Origin of the sequence: Rhizobium sp. N324 (assembly GCF_001664485.1) — a bacterium.
In the GTDB taxonomy this organism is placed as follows: Bacteria; Pseudomonadota; Alphaproteobacteria; order Rhizobiales; family Rhizobiaceae; genus Rhizobium.
Genome location: NZ_CP013630.1, coordinates 1,301,947 through 1,319,837, shown reverse-complemented (window position 1 = coordinate 1,319,837; position 17,891 = coordinate 1,301,947). Strand labels below are relative to the sequence as shown.

The window sequence follows — 17,891 nt, the reverse complement described above, 5'->3', positions numbered from 1 at the left end:
ATGATGCCGGTCGAAAATCGCTCGGGCTTTTCGCGATCATGCTCCGGCTCAGTGACAGCAGGATGGCGCCTTGGGGGCCTCCTCGTATTCGTCATGACGGCGCACAAAATTCATCGTGCTGTCCTCGTTGCGGCCTTTCGGCGCGCGGTCGAGGATCATCAGGGTGCCGATCAGTTCCTCCGGCCCGCGGGCATAACTCGAATAGGTATGGAAGACCTCGCCCTTGTCGTTGCGGTAGAAGGCGCTCAGCCCCGGCAGTTCGTCATGGGCCTCGGCCGGCTCGATTGCAGTGAAATTGTAGAGGACCTTGTCTTTGGCAAGGTCCTCGGGGCTGAAAGAGACGTGATAATCGAAATTGAAATCGCTGCCGAAGGACGAGACCCAGGGGAACTTCCAGCCCATGCGGCGTTTGTAGGCGGCGATCTTGTCGAGCGGGGCGCGCGAGACGGCGACCCAGGTGACGTCGTGATGGTTGAGATGAGGCAGCGCACCGTCCACATGATCGCACAGGAAGGAGCAGCCGGGGCAGCCGGCATCCCAATCCGGGCCCAGCATGAAATGGTAGATCAGCAACTGGCTGCGGCCATCGAAAAGATCGGCGAGCGACTTCCTGCCCTCGGGCGTGTCGAAGATGTAATCCTTGTCGACCCTCACCCAGGGCAGCGCCAGACGGGCGGCATTGACGCTGTCGCGCAGCCGCGTCGCCTCTTTTTCCTTCAAGAGCAGGGCACGGCGGGCCTCAAGCCATTGCTCACGGGACACAACCTCGTTCTGCATGGGATGCGCCCTCCTCCGGCGCTGCCGGCGAGCCGGCACATCTCCTTCTCCTTGACTAAATACATTGATATCAATAGAAATGAAGCATGTCAAATTCGGTTGAAATTCCTTTCTCTACAACGCTGCTGGTGCGCGATACCTGCCTCTGCCTGCATGCGCAGCGGGCGGCCCGGGCGCTCGCCCGGCTGTTCGACGACGCACTGCGGCCGGCCGGGCTCACCAACGGGCAGTTTTCGCTGATGATGTCGCTGAACCGGCCGGAGCCGCCGCCGATGGGGCCGGTCGCCTCCCTGCTCGCCATGGACCAGACGACGCTGACGGCGGCGCTGAAGCCGCTGCAGCGCAAAGGCTGGGTGATGGTGATGGAAAATCCGAAGGACCGGCGCCGCCGGCTGCTTGTTCTCACCGGCGAAGGCAAGGCGGTGCTCGCAACAGCGCTGCCGATCTGGAAAGAGACGCATGCAATGCTTGACGGCAGGCTGCCGGATGGCGGTTCGGCGCGGCTACGGCAGGAGTTGCTGGCGGTGTCCGGGATGGCGGTTGAGACGCCGAAATCGGCAGGGTCGCTGCGCCGGCCGCATTACAGCGGACGGGCGCTGGGCGAGTAGGACGAGCCGAACATCGCCTTGGATCTTCGAGAAATCGCGTCGTTCACGCCATGAAACCAGAGTGGGCGCGTGGGTACGTCAACCCCGAGGCCCCATGCGCCGAGCACATTCATATCAGCAACAGGAAAGCGATGGCCCCGACCGAAGCCGAGGGCCATCGCCCGCATTTCACCGGAAGCGCCCGGATCAGGCCACCGTGACCGGAACTTCGGTCGAGGTGCGCATGGCGTGGCTGTAGGGGCAGACGATGTGGGCGGCGGCGGCGAGCTTCTCGGCGGTTTCGCGGTCGAGGCCGGGGATGTCGACCGTCAGGGCCACTTCGATGCCGAAGCCGGTGCCGTCTTCGCGCGGGCCGATGCCGACCTTGGCGGAAACCGTCGTTTCCTCTGGAATCTTGACCTTCTGCTGGCCCGCGACAAATTTCAGGGCACCGAGGAAGCAGGCGGAGTAGCCGGCAGCGAAGAGCTGCTCGGGATTGGTGCCGGTGGCGCCGTCGCCGCCGAGCTCCTTCGGAACGGTCAGCGTCACGTCCAGAACGCCGTTTTCAGAAACGGCGCGGCCGGCGCGGCCGCCGGTGGCAGAGGCTTTGGTCGTATAGAGAATAGGCATGACGATCTCCTTTGGTTGACCCTTCGATCGGGTTGGATTTTTATTATCGCACAATTAAATTGCACACAAGTGAATTTTGCAAATTGCATTTCGACTTGGAAAAGAAGACAATCACGGGCTCAGGGATGATGGATATGAAAGCGCAAACGGTAAAGACGATGGAGATACCGCAGGAGGAGAAACGGCTGGAAAAGCAGTTGTGCTTCGCGGTCTACGCGACGGCGCACGCCTTCACCCGCGCCTATAAGCCGATCCTCGACAGGGTGGGCCTGACCTATCCGCAATATCTGGTGATGCTGGTGCTGTGGGAACGCGGTGAACTGCCGGTGAAGACAATCGGCGAGCAGCTCGATCTCGATTCCGGCACGCTGTCGCCGCTGTTGAAACGGCTGGAGCAAAGCGGGCTGATCAAGCGCCTGCGCGATCTGCGCGACGAACGCCAGGTGATCGTGTCGCTGACCCCGAAGGGCGAGGCGATGAAAGGGGAGATCGATACGATCATGACGGCGATCGGCCAAGCCGCCGGCTGCACGATGGAGGAAATGGCCGACATGCGCGACATGCTGCATCGGCTGCGCGGCAATCTCGGCCGCGCCGGCACGGGCAGCGGCTGACCGTATTCCGCCCGGTTAGCCCAAAACGGGTGTTCGCTCCAGGATCAGGGCCGCTTCACAGCCGCCTTGGCCGGCGACCGGCGTTTCTTTGCAGGCGCCGCTTCAGGTGCGGCCTCGGCCTCCTGCTGCAGACGCAGAGCCTTCAGCTTTTCCGTCTTCTTGTCACGGGCCGACGCCTCGGCCGCGATGATGGCGCGTGCCGTGTGATCGGTCGCTTCCGCCTTGTCGCGAGACGAAAGTTTGGCGGCATTGAAGAATTCTCCCTTGGTGGCGGTCATGTGCCCCTTTCTCAGGTGATGACGGCTGAATTAGGCGTGATTCACGGCTGAAACCATGGTTGCCGCGATTCCGCGGCTGGGCCATGATCCTACGGTTGGCCGCAATTCCGCGGCCTGACCGTAATTTCACAGTTAGCCATGATTCAACGTTAGCCGCAAATTCCGCGGCTGGACTTTGATTCCACGTTGGCCGGGGTTCCACGTTGGCCGCGATTCCGCGGCCGGGGATTAGCGGGCGCGGAGAACCTTCTTCGGTGCCGGCAGCAGGCCTTCGCGCTGCAGCTTCTTGCGGGCCAGCTTGCGCTGGCGGCGAATGGCTTCGGCCTTTTCGCGGGCGCGCTTCTCGGACGGCTTTTCAAAAGCGCTGCGCGCCTTCATTTCCCGGAACAGGCCTTCCCGCTGCATCTTCTTCTTGAGCACGCGGAGCGCCTGATCGACATTGTTATCCCTGACGAGAACCTGCAAAGTGATATCCTTCCTGTCGGCGGCCAAGCCGCGCTGTGATAGTGAAAACGGCTGGACTACTTGCCCGTCCGAATGCTCGAAAACTTCAACCAAGGCTCGGCGCCGTCGGATTTGGCGACCGCCTCGGGGGAAAGCCTTGAGGGCGATTCCCCGGTATCGATGTCGGCCTCGGTGATGCGGCGCTCAAAATTCTCCGCCTCGAACCGGACGCGATATTGCACATGCCCGTGGTCGTTGGGCAGGATGCTGGCGATCCGGCAGCGCATATCGGCTTTCGCCGTGCGGGTGAGACCCGATTTCAGCACGATCATATCGCCGATTTTATAGTTTGGTCTGCCCATTTCAGCGTCCCTTCAACTCTTCGGCTGCTCAACTGGTCATCCGGAACGGCCGAGGCCCGTTCCGGATGACCAGCGATCAAAGCAAAAAGGCCGGGTTGGCACCCGACCTCTTCCAGTCACTCAGCCTTTTCTCTGCCAGTAGGTCAACTCGCTGCCAGTACATCCGTGGTCAGCGCGCTGCCAGCATCTGGTCAGCACAGGCGAATGACAAATCATGCGGCCTGAAGGTTGTCCGCCGAATTCTTGCCCGACTTCTTGTCGCGGACGAGATCGTAGCGGATCTTCTGGCCTTCAACGAGTTCGCGCATGCCGGCGCGTTCGACCGCTGAAATATGGACAAAAACGTCCGTAGAACCATCATCTGGCTGAATGAAGCCAAAACCCTTGGTGCCATTGAACCACTTGACGACGCCTGAATTCATAACGATCTCCTTTTCAACCGTTTGTGTTTCGCTTGCGGAATGTCCGACAAGCCATATCGATGTTGAGAGGATATCTGACGGAGCGCTTCAGCGCTGGACAAAGGTCGCAAGCAATTCGATACGCACGATGTAGGTTATTTAGCGAATTAAGCAATGGTTTTCTGAAAATAAAACTTTTTCGGCGCGGGAAAACCGGAAACTTTTACCCCTGAACGGCGCCTGGATCAGGCAAAGATCGGGCGACCGGATCGTGGTCGCCCGGATCGACATCACTGCCAGACGACGATCGGCGCCTTCGTCGGAACGCGGTCGTAGAGATCGATGATATCCTGGTTCAGCAGCCTGACGCAGCCCGAGGAGACGGCCTTGCCGATCGAGCGCCAGTCGGGATTGCCGTGCAGGCGGTAGAGCGTATCTTCGCCATTCGAGAAGATATAGAGGGCGCGGGCGCCGAGCGGGTTCTTCAGGCCGGGTTCCATGCCGCCGTTCTCGATCGAATATTTGACGAGTTCGGGCTGGCGGGCGACCATCTCGTTCGGCGGCTTCCAGCGCGGCCATTTCTGACGCCACTGGATGACGCCCGAGCCCTGCCAGGCGAAACCCTCACGGCCGATGCCGACGCCGTAACGCATCGCCATTCCGTCACCCTGGACGAGATAGAGGAAACGCGACGGCGTATCGACGACGATGGTGCCGGGCGGCTGACCGGTGGGATCGAGGACGCGCTGGCGATAATAGCGCGGGTCGATCTGCTCATAGGGGACGGCGGGAATGAGAAAGCCGCCATCCTCGACAGGGCCATACATGACGGCAAGCTCGGCCCCGCTCGGCACGCTCGAGGCTTCCGGGGACTGGAACAGGCGCATCGGCGACCGGTAGATGATCGTCGTATCGCCCGATGTGACCGTATTGGCCGAAGAGGCGCAGCCGGTGAGCGCGGAGGCTGCGGTCAATGCCGAAAAGGAAAGAAAGCTGCGGCGGGAAAGATGTCTATCGAAGCTCATGACGCGGGACTGATTTCCTCTGATGCGGGAGCCGGACGAGGCCGCGCCTGAGCGGCGATTCGTCCGATGCCGAGAACAACACCAGAAGATCTATCGGCTTGCGCCAAATAAACCATAGCCTCACGCAGACGTGTCCGGCCTTGAGCGGACGATATCGGCGGCGCTGTTGCAGCGCTACATCACAACGATCTCCGCCTTGGCGGGAAGGCGGTCGTAGAGATCGACGACGTCCTGGTTCAGCATGCGCACGCAGCCCGACGAGGTGGCCTTGCCGATCGACTGCCAGTCGGGCGTGCCGTGGATGCGGTAGAGCGTATCCTGCCCGTCCTTGAAGATATACATGGCGCGGGCGCCGAGCGGGTTCTGCAGCCCCGGATTCATGCCGCCGTTTTCGGCCGAAAAGGCGCGAACCTCGGGCTGGCGGGAAACCATTTCGACCGGCGGCGTCCAGCGCGGCCATTTCTGCTTCCACTGGATGACGCCGCGGCCCGACCAGGCGTAGCCATCGCGGCCGAGGCCGACGCCGTAACGCATCGCCTTGCCGCCCGCCTCGACGAAATAAAGGAAATGCGCCTTGGTATCGACGACAACCGTGCCGGGGCGCTCTGTCGTCTGGTAATCGACTTCCTGGCGCAGGAACTGCGGCTGCACGCGGGTGACCGGGATCGCCGGCAGGGTGAAATCCTCGTCGCGCAACGCGCCATACATCGCCGTATGCACCGGATTGGTGACCGGCAGGCCGTAGGTCTGGTGGAACTGGGTCTTGTAGAGCTCACGCGTCTGCGGCACCGGCTGATCGGGTATCGGGCGCACCCGGCGCGGATCGACACCCGGCGGCTGATAGAAGACCGGCGAGGTTTCCTGGACGAAGCGGGCGGGCGAATCGGCGGCGACGTCGGGAATAAGGATGTTGCAGCCGCTCAGCGACGCGGCTGCAATGACGAGCCCGGCAATCGGGAGGACCCGGCGCAGAAAATTCATGGAACCACCCTTATCAACGATCGGCGAGACAGCGATATCTGTCGCGACGATGGCATCCGCGGCTGGCGCGAGGCTGGTGTCATTTATGATCGGAAATCAGGAAATCAGCGGGGCGCCGTTGCCGTAGGCACAGCCAGATCGCGGATCAGCCGCATCTCCCGCTCGGTCAGCCTGCCTGTATCGACGAAACGCCAGTTGCGTTCATAAAGCGCGAAAGCCTCGCAGGCAGGCATCGCGCGCAAGGGATCACGATTCCAGACGAGCGATTTCAGCTCGGGGAAGTCGTTCGGCACGATCATGGTCTCTGCGTTCGTCGTCAGGTCGGCAGGCCTAACGGGCCTGTATTTGAAGCGGCGGCGCAAAATCAGGCCGCCACCCCGTGGAAGAAGCGGATGCTCTGTTCGATCTCGGCCGGCAGCGCCGAGGTGTGGTTGCCGGCGACGGTTTCGGTTTCGATATGGATGCCGGCGGCGCGGGCGCGGCGGGCGAGCAGATCGGCCCGGTCGTTGAAATGGGCTTCCTCAGTGCCGTGGACGACCCGGACCGGGCATTTGAAGCTTTGGGCGTAACAGAGCGCCGAGCGCACCTCGAACTCATGCGTATTGCTGTCGTCGAAGCGGATATCCTGGGGATAGCGGTTGAAGAAGCGGAAGGCATTGGGATTGCCGGAAATCGGCGCGGCGGCGCGGAATTTATGGGTGCTCATCGCCGTCAGCATGGTCAGCGTGCCGCCAATGCTGTGGCCGGCGATGAACAGGCGCCCGGAATCGACGCCCGGCAGATGCGCCATGCGCTCGGCGGCGGCAAGAACGTCGTCGACCTCATCGTAGAAGCCGGAGAAGTTGCCCATCTGGCCGTTTTCGCCGCGCAGCGACGGCATCATCACGACATAGCCGGCATCCATATAGGGCTTCATCAGCTGCCAGTGGCCGATGCCCATGGCATTGCCGCCGTGCAGGAAGAGCACGGCAGGCTTGGCGGCGCGCTCGCGCTTGTACTTCGAGACCCAGGCGGCCAGTTCGAGCTCGCCGTAGCCGGAGCGGTAGAAGATCTTCTCGGCGTCGGCGGGCGTGCTCAGCGGTTCGTATTTGTCGGGCGCCGGCCCCTTCTGCAACAGCTTCGTGCGGAAATGGCCGCGGACCTTGGCGTAATCATGCGTGGCAAGGCGCGGCTCCTCCGGCACATCGAAAGCGGCCGCCATGCGCGGCAGGACGAGTGCACCGGCAAGGCCGGCCAGCACGGCACGGCGTTGGCGGAAAAAGGAATTTCGTTCATGCGAGCTCATAACGCAGCACCCAAATCATTTTCCCGGCGCACCAGATTTGCACCGGAAGATCGTTGCCGCCAATACACATCCTGTTGAAATTTTGGGACTGCGTCATTGTTGCGCAGGGGGACCGGAGATTATTCCGGCTTGGCGTCGATCATGGCGATCAGCGTGCGCAGCCGGTCGGCCTCGTAAGTCGGTTTGTCAGGACGAAGCCGGGCGATGCGGGGGAAGCGCATGGCGACACCCGACTTGTGCCGCGTCGAGCGGTTGATGCCCTCGAAGGCCACCTCGACGACGAAGCCGAAATCCTTGTCGGCGCGCACGGCGCGCACCGGCCCGAAGCGCTCGGTGGTATTGTTGCGCACGAATTTGTCGAGCACTTCGAGCTCGGCATCGGTAAACCCGAAATAGGCCTTGCCGACAGGCACCAGTTGTTCGCCGTCCTCATCGTCGGCCCAGACGCCGAAGGTGAAATCGGAATAGTAGCTGGAGCGTTTGCCGTGGCCGCGCTGGGCATACATCAGCACCGCATCGACATTATAGGGATTGCGCTTCCACTTGAACCAGGGCCCCTTCATTCGGCCAGCCTGGTAGATGCTATCGCGGCGTTTGATCATCACGCCCTCGATAACCGGATCGGGCGGAGCGGCGCGCAGACGGTCGAGTTCGTCCCAGGACGAAAAAGGCACCAGCGGCGAGAGGTCGAAACGGTCATGGGGGGCACGATCGATGATCTCGGTCAGACGGTCGCGGCGGTCGGTATAGCTTCTTCCGCGAACATCCTCGTCATCGTCGAAGAGGAGGTCGTAGGTGCGGATGAAGGCGGGGTAGTCGGCCAGCATCTTCGGCGTCACCGTCTTGCGGTTCAGGCGCTGCTGCAGGTCGGAGAAGGTGCGGGTCGGGCTATTGGAGCGGGCGGTACCGCCGACCAGCAGCTCGCCGTCGATAACGCCGGAAAAACTGATGGCGTCGAGAATATCGGGAAAAGCGCCCGAAATGTCGTCGCCGGAGCGCGAATAGATCTTGCGCCGATCGCCGGAACGGGAGAGCTGGACACGGATGCCGTCCCATTTCCACTCGGCGGCGTAATTGGCCGGATCGAGGCCGGTGAGATCCCCCTCCTCCACCGCATTGGCGAGCATGACCGAATGGAAGATCGCCGGCGTCGCCAGCACCGGTTTTTCGCCGCCGCCCGCCAGCCATTCGAACAGCGTCTCATAGGGCGGCTGCAGACCGTGCCAGAGCGTTTCGATCTCGCTGACGTCCTTATCGCCGAGATCGGCCAGCGCCTGTTTGGCAAGACGGGCTGAGACACCGATGCGCATGGCCCCGGTCGCCAGCTTGATGAAGGCGAACCGGCCGGAGGAATCCAGCCGGTCGAGCAGGTCGCGGACGAAGCTGCGCACTTCCGTGCGGCCGAGCGCATTCATGCCGGCGACGACTTCGCCGAGACGCGGCTGGGCAAGGGCGGAGCGGTCGATATCCCGCTCATTGTCCCAGACCAGCGAAATAGTTTCGGCGAGATCGCCGACATAGTCGTAGGAATAGCGGAACAGCACCTCGTCCATGCGCTCCAGCACCAGCTCGCGCAGCATGGCGGGTTTGACGTTGCGCACCTCCAGGGTGCCGGCAATGGCGGCAAGGCCATAGCCGCGGTCGGGATCCGGCGTATCGCGGAAATAATCGGTCAACAGCTTCAGCTTGCCGTTGCGGCTGGGGGTCAGCACGAGGCGGTCGAGGAGGTCGGCGAAGGCTTTCATGTGGGCCTCCTGGCTTGACAGAGAGACCCCTCCCCAACCCCTCCCCACAAGGGGGAGGGACTAACCCGCGGCGGGGTCTTGCCCCAAAGCAACGCTCCTGCATGCAGAGCCGCCTCAGGTAAAATGCGGTGGGCGCAACACGCTAGCCCCTCCCCCTTGTGGGGAGGGGTTGGGGAGGGGTTTTGATCCAGCAGGCCGCTCATCTCAATCCGCCTCATCCTCATAGCCCACCAGATGCAGCGGTTTCGCCTTGATGCCCTGCAGCTGGCACCAGCGCACCAGGGCCTCCTCGCGGCCGTGGGTCACCCAGACTTCGGCCGGGTGCAGCTCCCGGATGGTTTCGGTCAGTTCCGGCCAGTCGCAATGATCGGAGATGACGAGCGGCAGTTCGACGCCGTGCTGTTTGGCGCGCTGCCGCACCATCATCCAGCCGGAGGCGAAGGCCGGCAGCGGTTCGTTGAAGCGCCGCGCCCAGCGGTCGGCGAAGGCCGAGGACGGGCCGATGACGACGGCGCCCTCGAAGGCGGATTTGTCGCGGCTTTCGATGGTCGCCGGCAGCAACTCGCCGAGATCGATGCCCTCGCCGATATAATAGTCGCAGAGTTTTTCCATGGCGCCGTGGATATAGATCGGCTCGGTGTAACCGGCATCGCGCAGCAGCCTTATGACCCGCTGGGCCTTTCCCAGCGCATAGGCGCCGACGAGATGGGTGCGCTCGGGAAACTGCCGGAGCGAGGCGAGCAGCTTGCCGATCTCGTCCATCGGATCGGGATGATGGAAGACCGGCAGGCCGAAGGTTGCCTCGGTGATGAAGACATCGCAGGCAACCGGCACATAGGCGGCGCAGGTCGGGTCGGGGCGGCGCTTGTAGTCGCCGGAGACGACGATGCGGGTACCGTTCTTTTCGATGGCGATCTGCGCCGAGCCGAGCACATGGCCGGCCGGATGAAAGCTCACCTTGACGCCGTTGACCAGCAGTTCCTCTTCGAAGGCCGCAGCCTGCTCGCTGGCACAAAAGCCCTCGCCGTAGCGCAGGCGCATGATGTCGAGCGTCTGGCGGGTGGCGAGCACGTTCACATGGCCCGGCCGGGCGTGATCGGAATGGCCGTGGGTGACGAGCGCCCGCTCCACCGGCCGCACCGGATCGACATAGAATCCGCCTTCGGGGCAATAGAGCCCTTCCGGGGCGGGATAAAGCAGTGCATCAGCTCTCATGCAGCAAGAGATAGCGGCAAATGGGCGCGAGGCCAGAGGGAGCCGTTCAAGATGGGAGCCCGTCGAGGAAGGACAGCACTGCGGCGTTGAACTCGGCCGGCCGCTGCAGCGGCGCAAAATGGCTGACGCCCTTGAGAGTGATCATCTGAGCGTCCGGAATGCTGCGGGCAAGATATTCGGCATGCTCCGGTTTGATGAATTCGTCATGTTCGCCGAGCACGATCGCAACCGGCACACCGATGCGGCCGAGGTCTTCGGCCCGATAATTCGGCTCTGTGCGCATCATCAGGCTCACCGCCTCGACGAAGCCCTTGAAATCATCCGGCGTGGCGGACAATGCCGCATAATCCTTGGCGTGGCGGCTGAAGCATCGGTCGATGACCGGGGTCGCAACGAATTCCAGCGTGCCGCTCGGATCCATGTTGCAGGCGAAGAAGAAGACGCCCGCGACACGCGACGGCGCTGTCGCGGCGAGGATCAGCGCGATGCAGGCGCCATCGCTCCAGCCGACAAAGGACGCTTTCTCCAGAGAGAGTTCGTCCATCACCGCAAGCACGTCTGATGCCATCAGCTCATAACTATAGGGACGGGCATCGCGGCTGCTGCGGCCATGACCGCGGCTGTCGATCAGCACGACGCGGCGGCCGCTTTGGAGCAGCGCCGGGACCTGATAGCCCCAGTTGCCGCTGTGGCCGAGGCCGCCATGCAGCAGGATGACGGCAGGCCCGTCACCGTAGCTCGCATACCAGATGCGGGCGCCGGCACGTCCGACATGACCTTCGACAGAAGCCGGCGGCAAGGGTGCGGCGCCCTCGGCTTCGAAACGGATGAGTTCGTCGTCCTGTTGTTCCATTGTGATGCCAGTCCTCTCCTGAGATAACCGCGCATAGAAAAGCCGGAAAACAGCCCAAGAACAACCAGAATCGCTTTCTAGCTGTTGTATTCTTCGATGCAATCAGGGAGAGCAATATGGGCAGGAAGCTTTTCTATGGCGCGGCGGCGGTCGCGATCGCCGCGGCCGGCATCTATCTCAACAATAGCAGTCTGCTTGCCGCGCATCGGCCGGGAAAGCCGGTGCTGCTCGCCCATCGCGGCATCGCCCAGCGGTTCGACGAGACCGATCTGAAGAACGATACCTGCACGGCAAGCCGCATGCTGCCGCCGAAACATGATTATCTCGAGAACACGATCCGTTCGATGCAGGCAGGCTTTGCCGCCGGCGCCGATCTTATCGAGATCGACGTGCACCCGACGACAGACGGGCAATTCGCGGTCTTTCACGACTGGACGCTCGACTGCCGCACCGACGGCCACGGCGTCACCCGAGAGCATTCGATGGCGGAGATGCGGAACCTCGACATCGGCTATGGCTATACCGCTGACGGCGGCAAGAGCTTTCCCTTCCGCGGCCGCGGCATCGGCATGATGCCGACGCTGGCCGAGGTGCTCTCGACGTTTCCGGATCGGCGTTTCCTCATCAACGTCAAGAGCCGCGATCCGTCCGAGGGCGAAAAGCTCGCCGCCGTGCTCAACGGACTTTCACCCGCCCGACGGGCAGACATCATCGTTTATGGCGGCGACGAGCCGATCGACGTCATCCGGCAGCGCGTGCCCGATATCAAGACCGCCTCGCGCCAGAGCCTGAAGGGCTGCCTTTTCGGCTATATCGGTTATGGCTGGACCGGCCTGATGCCCGAAGCCTGCAAACAGCGGATGATGCTGGTGCCGATCAATATCGCGCCCTGGCTCTGGGGCTGGCCGGACCGTTTCCTCAACCGGATGCAGGATGCCGGAACCGAGGTCTTCGTGCTCGGCCCCTATCGCGGCAGCGATTTCTCCACCGGCATCGACGATCCCGCGCTGTTGGCGCGACTGCCGGAGAACTATGCGGCGGGCATATGGACGAACGAGATCGAGACGATCGGCAAGCTTGCCAGATGAGGTCGGTCCTCAAACAGAGTTGGCGACGCGTGCCGCGGCATTCGGCTTACGCCGCTCTTGCCTGATGCGCGGCGGCCTCGACACGGTCGCGGCCGTGCTTCTTTGCCGCGTAGAGCGCCTGGTCCGCGGCCGAGACCAGTTCTGCCGGCGTCGCAAATCTATCGGAGATGTTGGCCACACCGATACTCACCGTCACGATCGCCTTGCTGCTTTCGCTGTGCGGGATCGCGCGCCGATGCAACGCCGAGCGCAGCATCCTGGCGAGCCGCAGCGCGCCATCCCTGTCCGTGCCGGGAAGCAGAATGGCAAACTCCTCTCCGCCAAATCGCGCTGCGAGGTCTGAGGGGCGCTTGGTAATCGACCTGAGAACCTCGCCGATCACCCTCAGGCAGTTGTCTCCTTCGAGGTGACCGTAGGTATCGTTGTACGCCTTGAAGTGATCGACATCGATCAGCAACAGGCCGAGAGAGGACTCGGCCCGGCGGGCGCGCGCAAACTCTTCCGAGATCGCCTCGTCGAACACTCTTCGATTGGCAATACCGGTCAATGCGTCGGTGTCGGCCAGCCCTTTCATCTTCAGGGCGAGTTGCGTCAGCCTTTCTTCGGAATGCTTCATCGAGGTGATATCCGAAACCACCACCAGGGCGGAGCCATCGGCCGCCAAACGTGTGCGCTGCCGGAGCCAGCGTCCATCGAACATCGGTATTTCGCTGTCCTGGGTCAGGAAAAGCTGCGCCGCGGAGATCTCGATCCAGTCATCGCCGGCATCCGGGCTCACATCGACCCGCTCGCCACTGCGCACGACCGCCTGCAGGATATCGGTTATACCGGCGCCGGGTTGTCTGGCATGGGCGGAACGGGGAAAGGCGGCACGATATTGATCGTTGCAAAACACCAGCCGGCCCTCGGGATTGAACATGGCAAGCCCATCGGACATTTCGGTCATCGCCTGGGAAAGCACATTCTTGCTGTCGAGGGCTTCCTGAACCAGACGTTTTTTCTCGGTGATATCGCGGGTCACGCCGGCAAGCCCGACCAGATCGCCGTGGCGGTTTCGCAGCGGGATCTTTGACGTCAGGAACCAACGTTCCCGGCCGTCTTCTTCAATAAGAGGCTCCTCGAAATCCACCAGCGGTTCCCCGCTCGCCATGATCTCCTGCTCGCGATCGAAGAATGCTTGCGCCGTCTCGCGGGGATAGAGATCGAAATCCGTCAGGCCGACCATCTCCGAAGATTTGGTGCGGTCATGGTTTCGCGCGACGTTGAGGTTGGTGACGACGAACCGGCTATTGCGGTCTTTGACATAGTGGAAATCAGGCGCCTGGGTCAGTGCGGCCTTCAAGATATCGCGCTCAAGGGTAAAGGCATGGAAATAGGTGATGACGCATGCCGCGGCCAAAGTCGCGGCGAATTTCACGCCTATTCCGGCAAGGCTGACGGTGGTGATATGCGACCAGCCGCCCCGATGGAAAATGCTCATCGCCAGGGTTACCGTGGCCACCATGACCGCACAGGCAAGTGCCTTTCTGACATCCGTCGCGCCCCTGCGGAACAGAAAGTGGAGCGCCAGTCCAAACACGGACACCAGCATGATCGAGATCAATGCCGGTTCGACACCGGCGCCACCCATGGAGATCCTCTGGACGCAGGTGAGGACTGCGGTCATCAGAACCGCCAGCGGACCACCGTAGACGGCCGAAACCGCCAGCAAGGTCGAACGGAGGTCGAGATAATAGCCGCTATCGACCTCGACGGACAGCAGCATCGACAAGACGGCCCCAAGGCCCATCATCAAGCCGAAGCCAAGTTCTGCCTGGACCCTCGACAGGCGGTAGAACTTGTAATGCAGGTGCATCCACACCGAAATGACGAGCGCTACCGCAGCCACATTTCCGATCAAGACTTGCCAAGGCACAACAGATTCCTCTAATATTTACAGTTACTTAATGAAAAAAGCGCCGATGAAATCCGATTGACTGAAGCAATGCTGATTGGCGGCCATCATGGCCTTGGCATCGGAGACCAACCTGCACGCTATTCCTTTTCTGCGCCCCTTCAGCGCCTGACTGCCGCGATCCCACCCGGAGCTTACGCCGGCCGAGCAATCCGAAGATAAAATCCTGCAAATTCTTTAAGTATCCATTAACCCGGCCATGCACCAATGCAGCCTCTTCGAAGCAATCGAGCGAAAGAGAAATGCGTCAATAAAATCAGATTGATATAAGTATCTCTTTCGAACGCCTCGGTTTGCTACAAGTCTTTCCAAGGCCGATTTTCAAAGACGAGATTGGCGACTTTTCGCCGTTTTTGCGCCCCGGAGCCGAAAGGCGCCTTTACGATTTGTTAAGGCCCAGTTGTCTCATAAGCTTACCTTCCCGGTGACGGGCAAGCCTTGTATTTTTGTCCGCGGCGGCCAAGCGCCCGGATGCGAACCGCCGATCGGAGAAAGACATGAAGCTCGAGGCCGAATTCAATCGGATTGAGGAAGTCGCCGCAGGTTTCAACACGCATTACGAAGTGTTCAAATATATGAAGGGCCTTACTCAGGACCTGGCAATGAACGCTTTCCTGTTCATGAGCCTGCCGACCGTCGACAGCGTCGAAATCGGCGCCACCAAGATCATCACCAATTGGCCGGCGGAAATGGTGGATTATTATGACGCCCATAATTTGATGATCGACAGTCCGGTCATCCGCCGGATGCTGAGATCGACCAGCCCGTTCAACTACGACGTCGAAGCGATCAATACCAATCGTGGAGGCGACAAGAAATCCACGGTCATCGAGCTGTTTCACCGGTATGGCATGGAAAAAGGCGCCTATTTTCCCGTTCACGACGCGGCAGGCGGGCGCGGCGCCATGTCGATTTCGGGACCACGCAACTTCAGCATGATCGAAATGGCAAAGCTGCTGTTCATCGCCACGCTCATCTACGACCGGCTCTCGCAGCTGACATTGAACGAGAAGCACAAGCCCATCGAGTTTACGCGGAGCGAACTCGACTGCCTCAGGCTGAGCGCCGGCGGCAGGAAGGGCGCCGAAATTGCACAGCTTCTCGATCTCACGGAAAATGCGGTCAACAACCACATCGGCAGCGCGATCAGGAAGCTCGGATGCACGACAAGAACGCAGGCGGTCGTCAGCGCTCTACGGCTCAATATCATTCGAGTCTAGAGAGCGCGGCGATCGGCAAGCATGTGAAATGACGTTCAGAGATCCCGCGCCCGCAGCAATGCCGGGATCTCCTCGGGGAAGACCGGCTTGGAGAAGCGGTAGCCCTGCGCCTCCTCGCAGTGCGCGTGACGCAGGAAATCCATCTGGGCGTCGGTTTCCACGCCTTCGGCGAGCACCGAAAGCTTCAGCGTCTGCGCCAGCGAAATCACCGCTGAGGCGATGGCGACGGCGGTTTTGTCGCCCGGCAGGGCCTCGACCAGCGAACGGTCCATCTTCAGCCGGTCGAAGGGGAAGGTCTTCAGCGCCGCGAGACTGGAATAGCCGGAGCCGAAATCGTCGATCGACAGGCGCACACCGAGCGCGCGCAGCGATTCCATCATGGCAAGCGCCCGATCGGCATCCTGCATCACCACGCTTTCGGTGACCTCAAGCTCCAGCCAGCGCGACTGCAGGCGGTGGCGCTCCAGCGCCTCGGCGACGTGGCTGGCGAAATCCGGATCGGCGAACTGCTTGGCCGAGACGTTGACGGCGATGGTCAGCGGCGCCAAGCCCATGTCCTGCCAGTGGCGCGCCTGGCGGCAGGCCTCGTTCAGCACCCAGAGACCGAGGGGAACGATGAGGCCAGTTTCTTCTGCGAGCGGAATGAAATTGACCGGCGGCACCCTGCCCTTGGCCGGATGGTTCCAGCGCACCAGCGCCTCGATGCCGGTGATGCGGCCGGTGGCGACATCGACCTGCGGTTGATATTGCAGGAACAGCTGGTCGCCGGTGATCGCCTGGTGCAGCTCCTCCTGCTCGCCGAGCGGCATTCCCACAGGCGTGCCGCCGCCATCGTGATGCTGCAGCGTGTTGCGGCCGAGTTCCTTGGCGCGGTACATGGCGCGGTCGGCATTGGCGAGAAGCTCTTCCGAGGTCGCGCCGTCGAAGGGAAAGGCGGCAACACCGATGCTCGACGTGACGGTGATCTCGCCGCCATCGCTCGGGATCGGTCGGTTGATCGCCTTCTGCAGCTCGCGCAGGCGGCGCGTGATGCCGGCGTCGTGGCTCGACTGGTGAACGAGCACCACGAGGAATTCGTCGCCGCCGAGACGCACCACCATATCCGAAGCCCGGACGCTGTTGGCCATGCGGGCGGCGGTTTCCTTCAACACCTCGTCGCCGGCGGCGTGGCCGCGGCCGTCGTTGATGTCCTTGAAATTATCGAGATCGATATAGGCGACGGTGACCTTGCGGGTGTGGCGCCGGGCCTGGTCGAGGATATTGGCCAGCCGCTCCTTCAGGAAGGCGCGGTTCGGCAGGCCGGTGAGATCGTCGTGATGGGCCATGAAGTGGATGCGGTCGTCGACACGCTTACGCTCGATGGCGATGCCGGCGATGTGCGTGGCGAGCGCCACCAGCTTCATCTCGTGCTCGGTGGGACGGCGGACTTCCCTGGAATAGAGGGCGAAGGTGCCGAGCACATTGTTCTGCGAGGTGGCGATCGGCGTCGACCAGCAGGAGCGGAAGCCGAACGGGGCGACCAGCGCGCGGAAATCCTCCCACAGCGGGTCGCTCATCACGTCCTCGACGATGACAGCCTGGCCGCGCCAGGCGGCGGTGCCGCAGGAGCCGACCTTGGGACCGATGGTGACGCCGTCGATCAGCCGGCTGTAACCGCCGGGCAGATTGGGAGCGGCACCGTGATAGAGCCTGGTGCCCTCGCCGTTCAGCAACAGCACCGATCCGTCGATGCCGGTCAGTTGCGCCTCGATCATCAGCACTAGCGCCTCGAGGATCATCGGCAGCGGCTCGTTGCGGGCGATCATTTCGAGCAGGTTCGCCTGCTCGCGATGGAGATCCTCCTGGCGCTTGCGTTCGGTGATATCGCGGGAAACGCCGATCAGGCCGACGATCTCGCCGCGATCGTTGCGCAGCGGGATCTTCGAGGTCAGCCGGCATATCGGCCTTTTGCCGCCGGGCAGGACGTAGCTTTCCTCCATGTCGATGCAGGCTTGCCCCGTTGCCATGATCTGCTGCTCGATATCGAAATGGCGGCGAGCCGTCTCGAAATCGAACAGGTCGAAATCACGCTTGCCGGTGATCAGGTCAGCGCTCTCCAGGCCGAGGCTGCTGGCGGTGACGGCGTTGGCGAAGACGAAGCGGCTGTCGCGATCCTTGACGTAGAGGAAATCCGGAAGCTCGTGGACGATCGCCTTCAGGCGCAGGTTCTCGATGCCGTCGGAAAGATGATGGGCGGTCGAGGCCATCATCGCTTCCGTCGCGGCGACGATGCGCCGCGTTTCGGCCGACAGGGCATCGGTCGATTCCCATCGCCTGGCACTCGGTTCCTGCATGCCGCCATTCTCCCCGGAGGCCGAAGGCCTCATCCCGCATAATCACCCCGTAAATTTCCCTTAAAAGTAGTCCTCATTCCCTTCGGCTTGCTTAAATGA

At 62.0% G+C, this 17,891-nt stretch carries 18 protein-coding genes and 1 pseudogene; 4 read left to right on the top strand and 15 right to left on the bottom strand.

What is annotated here, in order from left to right:
- Positions 1 to 48 precede the first annotated feature (48 nt).
- Positions 49 to 777: a DUF899 domain-containing protein gene (locus AMK05_RS06310; protein WP_064837538.1), complete on the bottom strand. Its 729-nt coding sequence runs from the start codon at positions 775 to 777 to the stop codon at positions 49 to 51.
- 86 nt (positions 778 to 863) lie between these two features.
- Between AMK05_RS06310 and AMK05_RS06305 the strand changes: the two genes are divergently transcribed.
- Positions 864 to 1,385 (top strand): MarR family winged helix-turn-helix transcriptional regulator, encoded by a 522-nt coding sequence (locus AMK05_RS06305; RefSeq protein WP_064837536.1) that lies wholly within the window; start codon positions 864 to 866, stop codon positions 1,383 to 1,385.
- A 186-nt stretch (positions 1,386 to 1,571) separates the two neighbouring features.
- Here AMK05_RS06305 and AMK05_RS06300 read toward each other — a convergent pair whose 3' ends face one another.
- Positions 1,572 to 1,994 (bottom strand): organic hydroperoxide resistance protein, encoded by a 423-nt coding sequence (locus tag AMK05_RS06300; RefSeq protein WP_064837534.1) that lies wholly within the window; start codon positions 1,992 to 1,994, stop codon positions 1,572 to 1,574.
- A 125-nt stretch (positions 1,995 to 2,119) separates the two neighbouring features.
- On the opposite strand from AMK05_RS06300, the gene AMK05_RS06295 reads away from it, so the two are divergent.
- Positions 2,120 to 2,608 (top strand): MarR family winged helix-turn-helix transcriptional regulator, encoded by a 489-nt coding sequence (locus tag AMK05_RS06295; protein ID WP_064837532.1) that lies wholly within the window; start codon positions 2,120 to 2,122, stop codon positions 2,606 to 2,608.
- Between the two features lie 44 nt (positions 2,609 to 2,652).
- On the opposite strand, the gene AMK05_RS06290 is transcribed toward AMK05_RS06295, so the two are convergent.
- The 11 genes and pseudogenes from AMK05_RS06290 to AMK05_RS06240 form a co-directional block, all read right to left on the bottom strand.
- Entirely contained in the window at positions 2,653 to 2,886 is a 234-nt protein-coding gene (locus AMK05_RS06290; RefSeq protein ID WP_064837530.1) for a hypothetical protein, read from the bottom strand.
- 228 nt (positions 2,887 to 3,114) lie between these two features.
- Positions 3,115 to 3,351 carry a 30S ribosomal protein S21 gene (gene rpsU / locus AMK05_RS06285; RefSeq protein ID WP_003569533.1) on the bottom strand — a complete coding sequence of 79 codons (237 nt, stop codon included), beginning with the start codon at positions 3,349 to 3,351 and terminating at the stop codon, positions 3,115 to 3,117.
- Between the two features lie 56 nt (positions 3,352 to 3,407).
- Positions 3,408 to 3,692 carry a hypothetical protein gene (locus AMK05_RS06280; protein WP_064837528.1) on the bottom strand — a complete coding sequence of 95 codons (285 nt, stop codon included), beginning with the start codon at positions 3,690 to 3,692 and terminating at the stop codon, positions 3,408 to 3,410.
- Between the two features lie 212 nt (positions 3,693 to 3,904).
- Positions 3,905 to 4,114, bottom strand: coding sequence for a cold-shock protein (locus AMK05_RS06275; protein ID WP_003546468.1), 210 nt, complete (start codon positions 4,112 to 4,114; stop codon positions 3,905 to 3,907).
- Positions 4,115 to 4,383: 269 nt separating this feature from the next.
- The gene (locus tag AMK05_RS06270; protein WP_064837526.1) at positions 4,384 to 5,118 is read right to left on the bottom strand and encodes a L,D-transpeptidase family protein; all 735 of its coding nucleotides are present in this window, start codon (positions 5,116 to 5,118) and stop codon (positions 4,384 to 4,386) included.
- A 174-nt stretch (positions 5,119 to 5,292) separates the two neighbouring features.
- Positions 5,293 to 6,099, bottom strand: a complete 807-nt coding sequence (locus AMK05_RS06265) for a L,D-transpeptidase (RefSeq protein WP_064837524.1) — start codon at positions 6,097 to 6,099, stop codon at positions 5,293 to 5,295.
- A gap of 96 nt (positions 6,100 to 6,195) precedes the next feature.
- Positions 6,196 to 6,398 (bottom strand): annotated as a pseudogene (locus AMK05_RS06260) (hypothetical protein).
- 65 nt (positions 6,399 to 6,463) lie between these two features.
- Positions 6,464 to 7,384: an alpha/beta hydrolase family protein gene (locus tag AMK05_RS06255; protein ID WP_064837522.1), complete on the bottom strand. Its 921-nt coding sequence runs from the start codon at positions 7,382 to 7,384 to the stop codon at positions 6,464 to 6,466.
- 119 nt (positions 7,385 to 7,503) lie between these two features.
- Positions 7,504 to 9,129: a cisplatin damage response ATP-dependent DNA ligase gene (locus tag AMK05_RS06250; protein ID WP_064837520.1), complete on the bottom strand. Its 1,626-nt coding sequence runs from the start codon at positions 9,127 to 9,129 to the stop codon at positions 7,504 to 7,506.
- 204 nt (positions 9,130 to 9,333) lie between these two features.
- A complete protein-coding gene (locus tag AMK05_RS06245) occupies positions 9,334 to 10,344 on the bottom strand; it encodes a ligase-associated DNA damage response exonuclease (RefSeq protein WP_064837518.1) in 1,011 nt (336 codons plus the stop codon).
- A 46-nt stretch (positions 10,345 to 10,390) separates the two neighbouring features.
- Positions 10,391 to 11,197, bottom strand: coding sequence for an alpha/beta fold hydrolase (locus AMK05_RS06240; RefSeq protein WP_064837515.1), 807 nt, complete (start codon positions 11,195 to 11,197; stop codon positions 10,391 to 10,393).
- Positions 11,198 to 11,313: 116 nt separating this feature from the next.
- Here AMK05_RS06240 and AMK05_RS06235 point away from each other — a divergent pair, with 116 nt between their 5' ends.
- Positions 11,314 to 12,285 (top strand): glycerophosphodiester phosphodiesterase family protein, encoded by a 972-nt coding sequence (locus tag AMK05_RS06235; RefSeq protein ID WP_064837513.1) that lies wholly within the window; start codon positions 11,314 to 11,316, stop codon positions 12,283 to 12,285.
- A 46-nt stretch (positions 12,286 to 12,331) separates the two neighbouring features.
- Here the strand turns inward: AMK05_RS06235 and AMK05_RS06230 are convergent, their stop codons facing one another.
- On the bottom strand, positions 12,332 to 14,200 hold the full coding sequence (locus AMK05_RS06230) for a diguanylate cyclase (RefSeq protein ID WP_064837510.1): 1,869 nt from the start codon (positions 14,198 to 14,200) through the stop codon (positions 12,332 to 12,334).
- Between the two features lie 536 nt (positions 14,201 to 14,736).
- Between AMK05_RS06230 and AMK05_RS06225 the strand changes: the two genes are divergently transcribed.
- The gene (locus AMK05_RS06225) at positions 14,737 to 15,459 is read left to right on the top strand and encodes a helix-turn-helix transcriptional regulator (protein WP_064837508.1); all 723 of its coding nucleotides are present in this window, start codon (positions 14,737 to 14,739) and stop codon (positions 15,457 to 15,459) included.
- A gap of 35 nt (positions 15,460 to 15,494) precedes the next feature.
- On the opposite strand, the gene AMK05_RS06220 is transcribed toward AMK05_RS06225, so the two are convergent.
- Positions 15,495 to 17,792 (bottom strand): sensor domain-containing protein, encoded by a 2,298-nt coding sequence (locus AMK05_RS06220; RefSeq protein ID WP_064837506.1) that lies wholly within the window; start codon positions 17,790 to 17,792, stop codon positions 15,495 to 15,497.
- Between the last annotated feature and the right edge of the window lie 99 nt (positions 17,793 to 17,891).

What these genes read in the sequence shown, in the direction of transcription:
- AMK05_RS06310 (WP_064837538.1), bottom strand. Translation starts at nt 777, where the DNA reads ATGCAGAACGAGGTTGTGTCCCGTGAGCAATGGCTTGAGGCCCGCCGT.
- AMK05_RS06305 (WP_064837536.1), top strand. Translation starts at nt 864, where the DNA reads ATGTCAAATTCGGTTGAAATTCCTTTCTCTACAACGCTGCTGGTGCGC.
- AMK05_RS06300 (WP_064837534.1), bottom strand. Translation starts at nt 1,994, where the DNA reads ATGCCTATTCTCTATACGACCAAAGCCTCTGCCACCGGCGGCCGCGCC.
- AMK05_RS06295 (WP_064837532.1), top strand. Translation starts at nt 2,120, where the DNA reads ATGATGGATATGAAAGCGCAAACGGTAAAGACGATGGAGATACCGCAG.
- AMK05_RS06290 (WP_064837530.1), bottom strand. Translation starts at nt 2,886, where the DNA reads ATGACCGCCACCAAGGGAGAATTCTTCAATGCCGCCAAACTTTCGTCT.
- AMK05_RS06280 (WP_064837528.1), bottom strand. Translation starts at nt 3,692, where the DNA reads ATGGGCAGACCAAACTATAAAATCGGCGATATGATCGTGCTGAAATCG.
- AMK05_RS06275 (WP_003546468.1), bottom strand. Translation starts at nt 4,114, where the DNA reads ATGAATTCAGGCGTCGTCAAGTGGTTCAATGGCACCAAGGGTTTTGGC.
- AMK05_RS06270 (WP_064837526.1), bottom strand. Translation starts at nt 5,118, where the DNA reads ATGAGCTTCGATAGACATCTTTCCCGCCGCAGCTTTCTTTCCTTTTCG.
- AMK05_RS06265 (WP_064837524.1), bottom strand. Translation starts at nt 6,099, where the DNA reads ATGAATTTTCTGCGCCGGGTCCTCCCGATTGCCGGGCTCGTCATTGCA.
- AMK05_RS06255 (WP_064837522.1), bottom strand. Translation starts at nt 7,384, where the DNA reads ATGAGCTCGCATGAACGAAATTCCTTTTTCCGCCAACGCCGTGCCGTG.
- AMK05_RS06250 (WP_064837520.1), bottom strand. Translation starts at nt 9,129, where the DNA reads ATGAAAGCCTTCGCCGACCTCCTCGACCGCCTCGTGCTGACCCCCAGC.
- AMK05_RS06245 (WP_064837518.1), bottom strand. Translation starts at nt 10,344, where the DNA reads ATGAGAGCTGATGCACTGCTTTATCCCGCCCCGGAAGGGCTCTATTGC.
- AMK05_RS06240 (WP_064837515.1), bottom strand. Translation starts at nt 11,197, where the DNA reads ATGGAACAACAGGACGACGAACTCATCCGTTTCGAAGCCGAGGGCGCC.
- AMK05_RS06235 (WP_064837513.1), top strand. Translation starts at nt 11,314, where the DNA reads ATGGGCAGGAAGCTTTTCTATGGCGCGGCGGCGGTCGCGATCGCCGCG.
- AMK05_RS06225 (WP_064837508.1), top strand. Translation starts at nt 14,737, where the DNA reads ATGAAGCTCGAGGCCGAATTCAATCGGATTGAGGAAGTCGCCGCAGGT.
- AMK05_RS06220 (WP_064837506.1), bottom strand. Translation starts at nt 17,792, where the DNA reads ATGCAGGAACCGAGTGCCAGGCGATGGGAATCGACCGATGCCCTGTCG.